This is a genomic window from Stappia sp. G46H5W (genome assembly GCF_058448995.1).
Genome location: NZ_JBZFLL010000002.1, coordinates 109302 through 121621, shown reverse-complemented (window position 1 = coordinate 121621; position 12320 = coordinate 109302). Strand labels below are relative to the sequence as shown.

The 12320-nt window shown below is 68.1% G+C and carries 12 protein-coding genes; 10 read left to right on the top strand and 2 right to left on the bottom strand.

Annotation, left to right across the window (positions count from 1 at the left end; genetic code table 11):
* The first annotated feature begins 4 nt into the window (after positions 1-4).
* Genes ACVJ6E_RS06200 through ACVJ6E_RS06175 form a run of 6 tightly spaced genes read left to right on the top strand, consistent with a single transcriptional unit; the run spans position 5 to position 7048 of the window.
* Complete coding sequence (locus tag ACVJ6E_RS06200; protein ID WP_120267505.1) at positions 5-814, top strand: ABC transporter ATP-binding protein; 810 nt, start codon at positions 5-7, stop codon at positions 812-814.
* Positions 815-825: 11 nt separating this feature from the next.
* Complete coding sequence (locus ACVJ6E_RS06195) at positions 826-2631, top strand: AMP-binding protein (protein ID WP_120267504.1); 1806 nt, start codon at positions 826-828, stop codon at positions 2629-2631.
* Between the two features lie 41 nt (positions 2632-2672).
* Positions 2673-3881 carry an acetyl-CoA C-acetyltransferase gene (locus tag ACVJ6E_RS06190; protein ID WP_120267503.1) on the top strand — a complete coding sequence of 403 codons (1209 nt, stop codon included), beginning with the start codon at positions 2673-2675 and terminating at the stop codon, positions 3879-3881.
* Positions 3882-3892: 11 nt separating this feature from the next.
* On the top strand, positions 3893-5284 hold the full coding sequence (locus ACVJ6E_RS06185) for an enoyl-CoA hydratase-related protein (protein ID WP_120267502.1): 1392 nt from the start codon (positions 3893-3895) through the stop codon (positions 5282-5284).
* Positions 5281-6075 (top strand): enoyl-CoA hydratase-related protein, encoded by a 795-nt coding sequence (locus tag ACVJ6E_RS06180; protein ID WP_120267501.1) that lies wholly within the window; start codon positions 5281-5283, stop codon positions 6073-6075. The genes ACVJ6E_RS06185 and ACVJ6E_RS06180 overlap by 4 nt, the downstream gene beginning before the upstream one ends.
* A gap of 34 nt (positions 6076-6109) precedes the next feature.
* Entirely contained in the window at positions 6110-7048 is a 939-nt protein-coding gene (locus ACVJ6E_RS06175) for an NAD(P)H-dependent flavin oxidoreductase (protein ID WP_120267500.1), read from the top strand.
* A gap of 19 nt (positions 7049-7067) precedes the next feature.
* Here the strand turns inward: ACVJ6E_RS06175 and ACVJ6E_RS06170 are convergent, their stop codons facing one another.
* Positions 7068-7523: a translation initiation factor 2 gene (locus ACVJ6E_RS06170; RefSeq protein ID WP_199680993.1), complete on the bottom strand. Its 456-nt coding sequence runs from the start codon at positions 7521-7523 to the stop codon at positions 7068-7070.
* 268 nt (positions 7524-7791) lie between these two features.
* Here ACVJ6E_RS06170 and ACVJ6E_RS06165 point away from each other — a divergent pair, with 268 nt between their 5' ends.
* Positions 7792-8775, top strand: a complete 984-nt coding sequence (locus ACVJ6E_RS06165; RefSeq protein ID WP_158592616.1) for an EamA family transporter — start codon at positions 7792-7794, stop codon at positions 8773-8775.
* Between the two features lie 23 nt (positions 8776-8798).
* Here ACVJ6E_RS06165 and ACVJ6E_RS06160 read toward each other — a convergent pair whose 3' ends face one another.
* A complete protein-coding gene (locus tag ACVJ6E_RS06160; protein WP_120267498.1) occupies positions 8799-9698 on the bottom strand; it encodes a LysR family transcriptional regulator in 900 nt (299 codons plus the stop codon).
* 127 nt (positions 9699-9825) lie between these two features.
* On the opposite strand from ACVJ6E_RS06160, the gene ACVJ6E_RS06155 reads away from it, so the two are divergent.
* From ACVJ6E_RS06155 to ACVJ6E_RS06145, 3 genes are all read left to right on the top strand, one after another.
* Positions 9826-10758 carry a VOC family protein gene (locus ACVJ6E_RS06155; RefSeq protein WP_120267497.1) on the top strand — a complete coding sequence of 311 codons (933 nt, stop codon included), beginning with the start codon at positions 9826-9828 and terminating at the stop codon, positions 10756-10758.
* Between the two features lie 73 nt (positions 10759-10831).
* Positions 10832-11434: an alpha/beta hydrolase gene (locus ACVJ6E_RS06150; RefSeq protein WP_120267496.1), complete on the top strand. Its 603-nt coding sequence runs from the start codon at positions 10832-10834 to the stop codon at positions 11432-11434.
* A gap of 32 nt (positions 11435-11466) precedes the next feature.
* Positions 11467-12183: a pirin family protein gene (locus ACVJ6E_RS06145; protein WP_120267495.1), complete on the top strand. Its 717-nt coding sequence runs from the start codon at positions 11467-11469 to the stop codon at positions 12181-12183.
* Positions 12184-12320 lie beyond the last annotated feature (137 nt).

Here is a 12320-nt window from a genome sequence, read left to right as displayed (position 1 = left end):
TGAGATGGCCGCGGACATCCTCCTCGACATCAACAACATCGAGGTCGTCTACAACAAGACCGTGCAGGTGCTCCGCGGCCTGTCACTGAGTGTCGGGCGGGGCAAGATCGTCACCCTGCTCGGCTCCAACGGCGCGGGAAAATCGACGACGCTGAAGGCGGTGTCGAACCTTCTGGCGCTGGAGAACGGTGCCGTCACGGCCGGAGCCATCCGCTTCGACGGCGACGACATCTCTCGCCTGGCGCCCCACGCCCTGGTGCGGCGCGGCCTCTTCCACGTCATGGAGGGGCGCCGCATCTTCGAGGACCTGACGGTCGAGGAAAACCTGACGGCGGCGACCTTCGCCCTGTCCGGGCGCGGGCTCAAGCCGACGCCCTTCGACCTCGTCTACCAGTACTTCCCGCGTCTGTTCGAGCGGCGGAACGGGCGCGCCGGCTACCTGTCGGGCGGCGAGCAGCAGATGCTGGCGATCGGGCGGGCGCTCATCGCCCAGCCGTCGCTGATCCTCCTGGACGAGCCGTCGCTAGGGCTCTCGCCCGTTCTCGTCGAGGAGATCTTCACCATCATCGCCTCGATCAACCGCGATCTCGGCGTTTCCATGCTCCTGGTCGAGCAGAACGCCGCCGTTGCCTTCGCCGTCGCCCATTACGGCTACATCATGGAGACCGGCAAGATCGTGCTCGACGGGCCGACCGAACGGCTGGTGAAGGACGACGACGTGCGCGAGTTCTACCTCGGCGCCAGCGGCAGCGAGGGCACCAAGAGCTACCGCGACATCAAGCACTACAAGCGCCGCAAGCGCTGGCTGTCCTGAGGCGAGACGACATGGCCGACTTTCCCCAACTCACCCTGCCGCAGATGCTGCGCGCCCATGCCGAGGCGACACCCGACCGGGTGGCCGTCCTGCAGAAGGATTTCGGCATCTGGAATCCCCTCACCTGGCGCCAGTATCACGAGCGTGCCTGCGATGTCGGCGAGGGCCTGCTGGCGCTCGGGCTCGGCGAAGGCGGCCATGTCGCCATCCTGTCCGAGAACCGGGTGGAGTGGGTGCTGGCGCAGCTCGGCGTCAATGTCGTCGGCGGCGTCGCCATCGGCGTCTATCCGACCAGCCCGGCCAACGAGGTCGGCTATGTGCTGGAGCATTCCGACAGCGAGATCATCGTCTGCGAGGACCAGGAGCAGCTCGACAAGGTGATCGAGGTGCGCGACCAGCTGCCGAAGCTGCGCCGCGTCGTCGTCATCGAGACCAAGGGCCTTCGCGGCTATTCGGAGGACTTCGTCATCTCCTTCGCCGCCATGGAGGCGATGGGGCATGCCCGCCGCTCGGGCGCTCAGGCCTCGCAGCGCAAGGTCTCCGCCGACCGCACCCTCGATGACATCGCCCTGATGATCTACACCTCGGGTTCGACCGGAAAGCCCAAGGGCGCGATGCTGTCCTATCGCAACCTGCGCGCCCAGGCGATCGCGATCGCCGACCGCATCGATCTCGACGCCGAGACCGTGCACCTCTCCTACCTGCCGCTCTGCCACGTCGCCGAGCAGATGGTCACGGTGATGGCGCCGATCTACCTCGGCTCACGGATCTGCTTCGGCGAGTCCCTGCGCACCGTCCAGGAGGACCTGCGCGAGGTCGCCCCCTCCTCCTTCCTCGGCGTGCCCAGGATCTGGGAGAAGCTGCATTCCTCGATCCATATCCGCATGCTGGAGGCCGGCGGCTACCGACGGGCGCTCTACGAATGGGCCTATCGCGCCTGCGAGCCCTTCGCCGAAAAGTCCCGAGCCGAGCGCAGCGTGAGCGAGCGGATCACCTTCGCGCTCTGCTACCTGTTGGTCTTCCGCGCGCTGCAAAATTATATCGGCCTGCGCCGGACCCATATCGCCATGACGGGCGCCGCGCCCATCTCCCCGCGCATCGTCCGCTTCTTCCGCACCATCGGTGTGCCGTTGGTCGAGGTCTACGGCATGACGGAATCGAGCGGCGTCGCCCTCGGCCAGACGCTGGACCACCTCGTTCCGGGGTCGGTCGGCCCGGCCGCCAAGGGCGTCGAGGCGCGCGTCGGCGAACACGGCGAGCTGCAGCTGAAGGGCGATACCGTCTTCGTCGGCTACTACAAGAACCCGGCCGCCACAGAGAGCTCGCTGCGCGACGGCTGGCTCCATACCGGCGACGTAGTCGAGGTGGAGAACGGCGAGTTCCGCATCGTCGACCGCCTCAAGGACATCATGATCACCGCCGGCGGCAAGAACCTCAGCCCCTCGGAGATCGAGAACACGGTCAAGGGCAGCCCCTACATCAAGGAATGCATCGTCATCGGCGAGGCCCGCAAATACGTGGCGGCGCTCATCCAGATCGACTTCGAGACCGTCGCCAAATGGGCGGAGGAGAAGGGCCTGTCCTACACCAACTTCCGCAGCCTTGCCGAGAACGCGGCGGTGCGTGAGCTGGTCGACACGGAGATCCGCGCCGCCAACGACCAGTTGGCCCAGGTCTCCCACATCCGCCGCTTCCACCTGCTGACCAAGGAGCTGGACCACGACGACGACGAGGTCACCGCGACCATGAAGGTGCGTCGCTCCAGCATCCAGACCAAGTATGCGGGCGAGATCGCCAGCCTCTATCCGACCGGCTGACGCCTCCCCGCCCCGGATCCAACGGAGCCCGACACCCCGACATGCCCGACGCCCTGATCTACGACCACCTGCGCACGCCGCGCGGCAGGGGAAAGCCGGACGGCGCCCTGCACGAGGTGACGCCGATCCGCCTCGCCACCACCGTCCTGGAGGCGGTGCGCGAGCGCAACGCGCTGGACACGGCCCTTGTCGACGACGTGGTGATGGGCATCGTCATGCCCGTCGGCGAACAGGGCCAGTGCCTACCGCGCGTTGCCGCCATCGCCGCCGGCTATGCGGAAGAGACCGCGGGCGTCCAGATCAACCGCTTCTGCGCCTCGGGGCTCGAGGCCTGCAACATGGCCGCCGCCAAGGTGATGGCCGGCCAGGCCGACATGATGGTCGCCGGGGGCGTCGAATCCATGTCGCGCATCCCGATCCTTTCCGACGGCGGCGCCTGGGGCGCCGACCCGCAGGTCGCGGCCGCCACCACCTTCGTGCCGCAGGGCATTTCCGCCGATCTCATCGCCACCAAATGGGGCTACTCCCGCGAACAGCTCGACGCCTATGCGGTGGAAAGCCACCGCCGCGCCGCACAGGCCTGGTCGCAGGACCGCTTCGCCCGCAGCATCGTTCCCGTGCGCGACCGGGTCGGCGAGGTGCTGCTCGCCCGCGACGAGACCATTCGCGGCAATTCCACCGTCGAGGACCTTGGCCGGTTGAAGCCGTCCTTCGCCGGGCTCGGCGAAAAGGCCGGCTTCGACGCGGTGGCGCTGGAGCGCTATCCCGGCTTTGCCGAAATCCGCCACGTCCACCATGCCGGCAATTCGTCCGGCATCGTCGACGGCGCCTCGGCCGTGCTGCTCGGCACGCGCGAGGCGGGAGCGCGCGCCGGCCTGGTCCCGCGTGCCCGCATCCGCGCCTTCGCCGAAATCGGCTCCGAGCCGACCATCATGCTCACAGCGCCTTCCTTTGCGGCGGAAAAGGCGCTGAAGCGGGCCGGCATGACCGCCGCCGACATCGATCTTTTCGAGATCAACGAGGCCTTCGCGGCCGTCGCCATGCGCTTCATCGAGGCGCTCGACCTCGACCCGGAGATCGTCAACGTCAACGGAGGCGCCATCGCCATGGGCCACCCGCTGGGGGCAACCGGTGCGATGATCCTCGGCACCGCGCTGGACGAGCTGGAGCGGACGGATCGCCAGACCGCCCTCGTCACCCTGTGCGTGGGCGCCGGCATGGGCGTGGCCACCATCATCGAGCGGATCTGAGGAGAGGCCCCATGCTGACAAGCGAGATCGATAGCGGCGGCATCGCCCTTCTCATCATCGACATGCCGGGCCGCTCGATGAACGTCATCGACTGGGCCTTCACCGAGGCCCTGCGCGAGGAGATCGCCCGCCTCGCCGCCGATCCGCAGGTCACCGGCATCATCGTCGCGTCCGGCAAGGACAGCTTCATCGCCGGCGCCGACCTTGCGATCATGAACGGCATGACCGGTCCGGGCACCTCGCCGGCCACCGCATCCGAGCGCATTCGCGCCATGACCGATGCCTTCCGCGCGCTGGAAACCTGCGGCAAGCCGGTCGTTGCAGCGGCCAGCGGCACCGCGCTCGGCGGCGGGCTGGAGCTGATGCTCGCCTGCCACCACCGGATCGCCGCGCGCAATCCCAAGGCCGTCTTCGGCCTGCCCGAGGTCACGCTCGGCATCCTGCCGGGCGCCGGCGGCACCCAGCGCCTGCCCCGCGTCATCGGCATCGAGGCGGCCCTGCCCCTGCTGCTGGAGGGGCGCCGCCTGTCCGCCGACGAGGCCCTGTCGCTCGGCATTCTCGACGAGCTGGCCGAACCGGAGGATCTGGTCGCCGCGGCACGGCGCGCGCTCACCGAAGGCCGGGTTCCGGCCGCCGCCCCATGGGACGCCAGGGGCTTCGCCCCGCCGGGCCCGCCCGTGACCTCCGAGGCCGCATCGAACGTCTTCCTCTTCGCCAATGCAAAGGTTCGCGCAAGCGGCCACCGCAACTATCCGGCGCTGGAGGCGATCCTCTCGTGCGTCTACGAGGGTCTGCGGCTGCCCATCGACAAGGCGCTCAAGGTGGAGCGCCAGTATTTCGGCCATCTCGTCCACGGCGATGTTGCGCAGGCGATTATCCGCACCCAGTTCTTCGCCCGCCAGGCGCTGGCCCGCGAGGGACGGGCGCGCGCGGACAAGGACGGCCCCCTTGCCAACGCCTGCCGAAACGCGCTCGACGCCGAGGCGCTTCGCATGCAGGCTGAGGGCATGAGTCCCGCCTTCATCCGCAATGCCGCCGAGGTCGTCGGCCTGTCCGCCCTGCCCGCCTTGCCGACCGATGCCCCGCTTGCGGCCACCGACGATGCGAGCGCGCGCGCGTCCCTGCGCCCCGCCGGCATGCGGCTGCTGCGCGCCATGGCCCTTGCTGCCGTCGCAACGCTCGACCGAGGCGACGTCGCCTCGGCGCTGGAGGCCGATGTCCACGCCATCGACGCGGCAGGCTTTCCCGTATGGACCGGCGGGCCACTGAGCCTGATCGACACGCAAGGGGCGGCGGAATTCGTCGCGGCCTGCCGTGCCGACAAGCTGGAGGTCCCGGTCGGCCTTGCCGCCATGGCCCGGGACGGCGGCCGGTTCCATTCCACGAAGGAGGCCGCCGCATGAGCGACGAACCGGTTCTTGCCGAGATCGATGCCTCAACCGGCATCGCCACCATCACCATCAACCGGCCGAAGGTGCTGAACGCGCTCGACGTGCCGACGGCGCGTGCCTTCCTGCAGGCGGTGCGCAAGGTCACCACGACCAAGGGCGTTCGCTGCATCGTCCTTACAGGTACAGGCCGCGCCTTCGTCGCCGGCGGCGATGTCGCGGCTTTCGGCACCGACCCGGACCGCGCCGCCGAGGTCGTCCACGACCTGCTCGATGCCCTGCATCCGGCCCTGACGGCCTTGCGCGAATCCCCCGCCCCGGTGCTCGCGGCCGTGCGCGGCGTGGCGGCCGGCGCCGGCTTCAGCCTGGTGCTTGGCGCCGATCTCGTGGTCGCCGAGGCCGGCGCGCGCTTTGTCGTCGCCTATGATCGCATCGGCGCCTCGCCCGACTGCGGCGGCACATGGGCGCTGCCGCGCAAGGTCGGCCGCGCCAAGGCGATGGAACTGCTGCTGCTCGGCGATGCCCTCAGCGCCGAGGAGGCCCAGGCGGCGGGCATCGTCAACAAGGTGGTTCCGGCCGAGGAGCTCGACGCCGAGACCCTCGCCCTGGCAACGCGCGTTGCCAGCGGCCCGACACAGGCGCAAGGCGCGGTCCGCGCCCTCGTCGACGGCGCGCTGGACCGTCCCTTCGCCGCCCATCTGGAGGCCGAACGCGCCTCCTTCATCCGCATGACCGGGACCCGCGATTTCCGCGAGGGCGTCTCGGCCTTCCTCGAAAAGCGCCAGCCGCAGTTCCGCGGCGAGTGACCGGCACGCCCGGCAGATACCGGAGGGATCCCGCATGACCATGCCGAAATCATTCGACGGCCGCCTCAAGGTTCCGGCGATCGCCTCGCCGATGTTCCTCGCCTCCGGCCCCGACCTTGTCGTCGCCACCTGCCGCGCCGGCGTAATCGGCACCTTCCCGGCGCTCAACCAGCGCACGAGCGAAGGCTACGGCGAATGGCTCAGCGAGATCGAGGATCGTCTGTCCGGCCATGACGATGCCGCCCCCTACGGCGTCAACCTGATCGTCCACCGCAGCAACAAGCGGCTGGAGGCCGATCTTGCAGTGACCGTCGAGCGGAAGGTGCCCCTGGTCATCACCTCGCTCGGCGCCAATCCCGATGTCGTCTCCGCCGTCCACTCCTATGGCGGCCTCGTCTTCCATGACGTCATCAACCCGCGCCATGCGCGCAAGGCGGCCGAAGCCGGCGTCGACGGCATCATCGCGGTCTGTGCCGGCGCGGGCGGTCATGCCGGCACCATGAGCCCCTTCGCGCTGGTCTCGGAAATCCGCGCCTTCTACGACGGCGCCATCATTCTGGCCGGCGCCATCAACACCGGCGCGCAGATTGCCGCCGCCCGCGCGATGGGCGCGGACCTCGCCTATCTGGGCACCCGCTTCCTCGCCACCGCGGAAGCGATGATCGTCGACGACTACAAGCAGATGATCCTGGATGCGACCGCAGCCGACATCCTCTACACGCCTGCGATCAGCGGCGTGAACGCCAACTTCCTGCGCCCGAGCATCGAGCGCGCCGGCCTCGACCCGGACAACCTGCAGCATGCGGGCTCGCTCGACATGGGCAGCGAGGCGAAGGTCTGGAAGAACATCTGGTCCGCCGGCCAGGGCACCGGGACGATCACCGACCTGCCGCCTGCGGCCGAGCTGTGCGAGCGCCTGCGCGCCGAATACCGCGCTGCCTGCGCCGCCCTTGCCTCGGACCCCTACGCCTGAGGCAAGGGCACACCGCCCCTCACGAAACGGGAACGGCCTTGGGCTTCGTCACCGGCGGCTCCGGCTTGGTAATGTTGGTGCTCTCGCCCTCGGCATCCACCGGGACCAGCGTGATGTTGACCGGATTCGGCGTGTGGTCGAGCGTCGCGCCGGAAATGGCGTCGACACCGACACCGACCACGCCGCCCAGCAGGATGTTGCCAGCAAGGCCTGCGGCCCCTCCACCGCTCACCTTGGTGTCGACGAAGACCTGCCCCGGCTTGTAGCCCTCCTTCTCCGCTCGCACCATGAAGGTTTTCTTGCGGCTCACCTCGACCGTGCAAGGCGACTTTTTGCAGGAGTGTCCAAGCGTCGTGGTGACCAGCGCATCTCCCGGTTCCACATTGATGATGACGTCTTCGCTGGTGCCACGAACGACCGATGCGCAGCCCGAGACCAGGACGGCGCAGGCAATAGCACAAATAATTACCTTCATTACTACCCCCACAAAATACGGAGGGACTGAAACACACGCAGGAGGAAGGAGTCGATATATTTATCAGTAGTTGTCCACGCATATGACACAGGTTTCGCCTTGTGCCGGTGCGCGGATGCCGCCGCCCCTCTTGCCGCTGGCGATGAAGCAGGAGAAACTGCGGCACAGTCAGGTTCGGCGCATGCGCCGCCAGCTGCAGCCATCGTCCCTCCCTCTTTTCAAGACCGCTGCCGAACCGTTCGGATCGGCGTGGCGGCAGGATCCCGCCTTGACATCGTCGTCCTTAACCGTGCTCGTCTCGGCCCTGTTCGGCTGGGCTCTCGTTCTTGTGGTCAGCCGCATGCTGCTGATCGGTTTCGGGTTCGATCCCTGGCTTTTCACGCTCATCCAGATGCTGACCGGCGGGATCTTTCTGATCGCCGTTGCCGGGCGTGGGCCTGCCGTCGGCGGGGCCCTGCGCAATCCCTGGACCTGGGTCTACGGCACGCTGCGCATCGTCACTGCCGCCCTGTTCACCGCGGCCCTCGTCCATATCAGCACCGCGAACGCCGCCTTTCTCGCCGTCACCTCCGTGCCGATCAGCGCTGTCATGCTCTGGCTCGTCCTGTCCCGGCGCCCCTTGCGCCAGGAATTGCCCGGACACGCCCTGATCGTCGGCGGGCTGGTGTTGCTGGTCTTCACTCTCGACGGGGGATGGCACAATCCGGCGATCCTGCTGATGGCCGGCTCGGAGATCTGCGTGGTCGCCACCACCGCCATTGCCGAATTGCACCCGCTCAACCGCACCAACGACATGCGCCAGCGCGCCAGCCTGACCGGCGTCATGCTGCTCGCCAGCGCGCTCGTCATGTTGGCCTCGGCCCTCGGCCTTGCGTTCGCCGCCACCTGGCTGCCGGGCCTGCGGGAGCTGGTGCCCGTCAGCCTGCCGTGGCTCACCGATCCCGCTCTTGCCCTCGATCCGTTCCTCTGGATCCTTGCCGCAGCCGTCGGCATCGCCTTGCGCGGCCCCTCGATGTTCTTCTCGCTGAAGGCGATCTATCTGGTGCGCACCGAGAACTATCTCGCCGCGATGGCCACGCTCCCCTTCATGTGCATGCTGCTGGAGAGCATCGCCTATGCCGCCGGCTGGCTGCCGCCGGTGACATTGGCAAGCCCCACCACCGCGTTCGGCCTGATCATGACGCTCGGCTCTCTCGCCGTCCTGTGGGGCCGCTCGCGGGCGGCACGGTCGGCGCGGATGGCGCAGGCCTGAGACATGACGCGGAAAGCCTCTCCCTAGAGAGGCCGCGTCTTCGTCACATAGGTCTCGAAGAAGTCGGAGAATTTCGCAACCCGCATCGGCAGGCGCTCATAGGGCGGATAGTAGAGCGTCAGCCAGATTTCGGGCGCCTCCCAATCGGTCAGCACCTGGGCGAGCCGACCCGTCGCCAATGCATCCTCGACGATGAACAGCGGCAGCAGGGCGATGCCCTCGCCGTTTTCGGCAAGCCGCGCCAGCAGGTCGCCGTTGTTGCCGGCGATCGTGCCCCCGGCCCGCACCCGGCGCGTGCGCCCTTCGCGGCGCAGCTCCCAGGTCTCGGCTTGTGAGCGCTCGTCATAGGCGATGCAGGAATGGCCTGAAAGGTCATCTGGCGTCTCGGGCACGCCGCGCAAGGCCAGATAGGCCGGCGATGCCACCATCACCCGGCGCACCAGGCACATCTTGCGCCAGATCGTCGACTTGTCGCGCGGCGCCTCGGAAATGCGGATCGCCAGGTCGAAGTCGTCGGACACGATGTCGATGAAGCGGTCGGTGAGGCTGATCGACAGAGACGCCTGCGGATACTGGCTGCGGAAGCCCGCCGCCACGTCGGGCAGCACCTGCTGGCCGAGCGACATCGGCGCGTTGATGCGGATCGTGCCGGCCACGTCGCCATGCTGCTCCTGCAGGTCCTCGGTGGTGCGGCGGAACTCCTCCAGCAACGGCGCGATGCGCGCGGCATAGACCGCGCCCGCCGAGGTCAGCGACACCTGCCGCGTGGTGCGCAGCAGCAGCTGCACGCCGAGCTGCTGCTCCAGCGCACTCACCGCGCGCGTCACGGTCGGCGCCGTCATCGACAGCTGCCTAGCGGCGGCCACGAAGCTCCTGTGCTCGGCGACCGCCAGGAAGATGCGAATGTGATCGAGATCGATCATGCCGACTATTATTACATGTTCTGCAATAATCTCAGCGAAATTAATTCCATTCTCAAAAGGCCCTTCCTGCCCCATCTTCACGTCAACGGCACAAGCCGGCGGCTTTTCGACAGAAGGGACAAGCGCCATGCTCACGCAGATCAAGGGCCTGCATCACGTCACCTCGATGGCGGGCGATGCCCAGGAAAACAACGACTTCTTCACCCGCAGCCTCGGCCTGAGGCGCGTCAAGAAGACCGTCAACTTCGATGACCCGGAGGTCTATCACCTCTATTACGGCGACGAGACCGGCACGCCGGGCTCAGTCATGACCTACTTCCCCTTCCCGCAAATCGTGCAGGGCCGGCCCGGCGTCGGCGAGGTGGGCGATACCTACTTTGCGGTTCCGAAGGGCTCCCTGCCCTACTGGAAGGAGCGCCTGTCCGGCCTCGGCGTCGGCGGTCTCGAAGAGTACGAGGCTTTCGGCGAGAAGCGCCTGCGCTTCAAGGGACCGGACGGCGACGGCTTTTCTCTGGTGGAGACGACGGACGATGAGCGCCTCGGCTGGACAGCCGGCGGCGTCGGTTCGGCCGAGGCGATCCAGGGGTTCCGCGGCGCGGCCTTCCGCCTGCAGGATGCCGGCGGCACGGCCGAGCTGCTCCGCTTCATGAACTACCGCGAGGTGGAGCGGAGCGGCAACTGGACCCGCTTCGCCATCGAGGGCGGCAACGGCGCCGATGTCATCGACATCGAGGAAGCGCCCTCCGCCGGCCATGCCCGCCAGGGTGCCGGCTCGGTCCATCACATCGCCTTCGCGGTGGAGAACCGGGCGGCCCAGCTGGAGGTCCGCAAGGCCCTGCTCGACACGGGATACCAGGTCACGCCGGTGATCGACCGGGACTATTTCTGGGCGATCTACTTCCGCACCCCCGGCGGCATCCTCTTCGAGGTGGCGACCAACGAGCCCGGCTTCGACCGGGACGAGGACACTGCCCATCTCGGCGAGGCGCTGAAGCTGCCGACCCGTTACGAACAGTTCCGCGCGCAGATCGAGGAGATCCTCAGCCCGATCCGGGACTGACATCCCACGCTCCCGCACGGCTCCCGAGGGCCGTGCGGGAGGCTCCTCCCTCGGTCCATCTGGGATTTGCGTCATGACCACGGATACCTATCACGCACTGACCACGGAGCCGGCTCCCGGCGCGCCGCTGGTCTTCGCCTTCCACGGCACCGGCGGCGACGAGCATCAGTTCGCCCGCTTCGTGGAGGAAGCCCTGCCCGGCGCCGGCCTCGTTGCCCCGCGCGGCGATGTGTCGGAGCACGGAGCGCTGCGCTTCTTCCGCCGCACCGGCGAAGGCGTCTACGACATGGACGACCTTGCCCGCCGCACGCAGGCGATGGCCACCTTCGTCGAGGCCCACCGCAAGGCCCATCCGGGCCGCCCGGTCTACGGCTTCGGCTACTCCAACGGCGCCAACATCCTGGCCTCGGTCGCCTTCCTGCGGCCGGACCTGTTCGACCGGATCGCCCTGCTGCATCCGCTGATCCCGTTCGAACCCGCGCCCCAGCCTGGTCTTTCCGGGCGCAGGGTGCTGATTTCCGCCGGCCAGCGGGACCCGATCTGCCCTCCGGCCGCGACCAGCGCCCTGATCGACTGGTTCAAGGCCCAGGGCGCCGAGATCACGCTCGCCGTCCATGAGGGCGGGCACGAGCTCCGACAGAACGAAATCGACGCGCTGGTGGGCTTCCTGAAATAGCCGTCAGCCGCATCTGCAAAGGAGACGGTACGATGGTCCTGATCCACGAGAACATGAGCCGGGGCCGCACGCAGAGCGGCTGGCTCGACGCCTGGCACACCTTCTCCTTCGGCGGCTTCCGCGATCCCACTCGGATGGGCTACGCCGCCCTTCGGGTGATCAACGAGGACCACGTCGTTCCCGGCGCCGGCTTTTCCGAGCACGGCCATTCCGACATGGACATCCTCACCATGGTCCTGTCGGGCCGGCTGCGCCACACCGACACGCTCGGCAACGAGACGGAGATCGCTGCTGGCGAACTCCAGCTCATGTCGGCGGGAAGCGGCATCCGCCATGCGGAGATGAACGCCTCAGACAGCGAGCCCGCCCATGTGTTGCAGATCTGGCTGATCCCGGACACGACCGGCGGCGCGCCGACCTACCAGCAGGTCGACCTGCCGGCGGCGGAGACCACCCGGACCTGGTCCCTTCTTGCCAGCGGCAAGGAAGGAGAGGCCCCGCTCAAGCTCCTGTCCGACACCCGCGTGTCGATCGCGACACCGCTGGCGGGCGATGCCACCACGCTTCCCGTTGCCGGCGGGCGCAGGCTCTTCCTCCACATGGTGGAAGGCATCGCCACGGTCGAGGGCGAGCGGCTTGTTGCCGGAGACGGGCTGCAGGTCGGCGAAGAGGAGATCGGCGATCTCCTCTGGCAGACCGACGGCCGCGCCCTGCTGTTCGACATGGGCGCCCGCCGCGCCGCCGCCTGAACCGCCTTGCGGGACTGCCGATCCGGGCCGGAGACCGGTCCGGATCGGCGCCACGCACCACCGGCAAAGGTGTGTGCGATGCAAAATCCCGTTGCCTGTCGCCCAGGCTCGGAAAATACTTCGCAGAATTGGCGGAA

Coding starts and splice junctions, on each gene's coding strand:
- ACVJ6E_RS06185 (WP_120267502.1), top strand. CDS start 3,893: ATGCTGACAAGCGAGATCGATAGCGGCGGCATCGCCCTTCTCATCATC.
- ACVJ6E_RS06190 (WP_120267503.1), top strand. CDS start 2,673: ATGCCCGACGCCCTGATCTACGACCACCTGCGCACGCCGCGCGGCAGG.
- ACVJ6E_RS06160 (WP_120267498.1), bottom strand. CDS start 9,698: ATGATCGATCTCGATCACATTCGCATCTTCCTGGCGGTCGCCGAGCAC.
- ACVJ6E_RS06195 (WP_120267504.1), top strand. CDS start 826: ATGGCCGACTTTCCCCAACTCACCCTGCCGCAGATGCTGCGCGCCCAT.
- ACVJ6E_RS06175 (WP_120267500.1), top strand. CDS start 6,110: ATGACCATGCCGAAATCATTCGACGGCCGCCTCAAGGTTCCGGCGATC.
- ACVJ6E_RS06145 (WP_120267495.1), top strand. CDS start 11,467: ATGGTCCTGATCCACGAGAACATGAGCCGGGGCCGCACGCAGAGCGGC.
- ACVJ6E_RS06180 (WP_120267501.1), top strand. CDS start 5,281: ATGAGCGACGAACCGGTTCTTGCCGAGATCGATGCCTCAACCGGCATC.
- ACVJ6E_RS06200 (WP_120267505.1), top strand. CDS start 5: ATGGCCGCGGACATCCTCCTCGACATCAACAACATCGAGGTCGTCTAC.
- ACVJ6E_RS06150 (WP_120267496.1), top strand. CDS start 10,832: ATGACCACGGATACCTATCACGCACTGACCACGGAGCCGGCTCCCGGC.
- ACVJ6E_RS06170 (WP_199680993.1), bottom strand. CDS start 7,523: ATGAAGGTAATTATTTGTGCTATTGCCTGCGCCGTCCTGGTCTCGGGC.
- ACVJ6E_RS06155 (WP_120267497.1), top strand. CDS start 9,826: ATGCTCACGCAGATCAAGGGCCTGCATCACGTCACCTCGATGGCGGGC.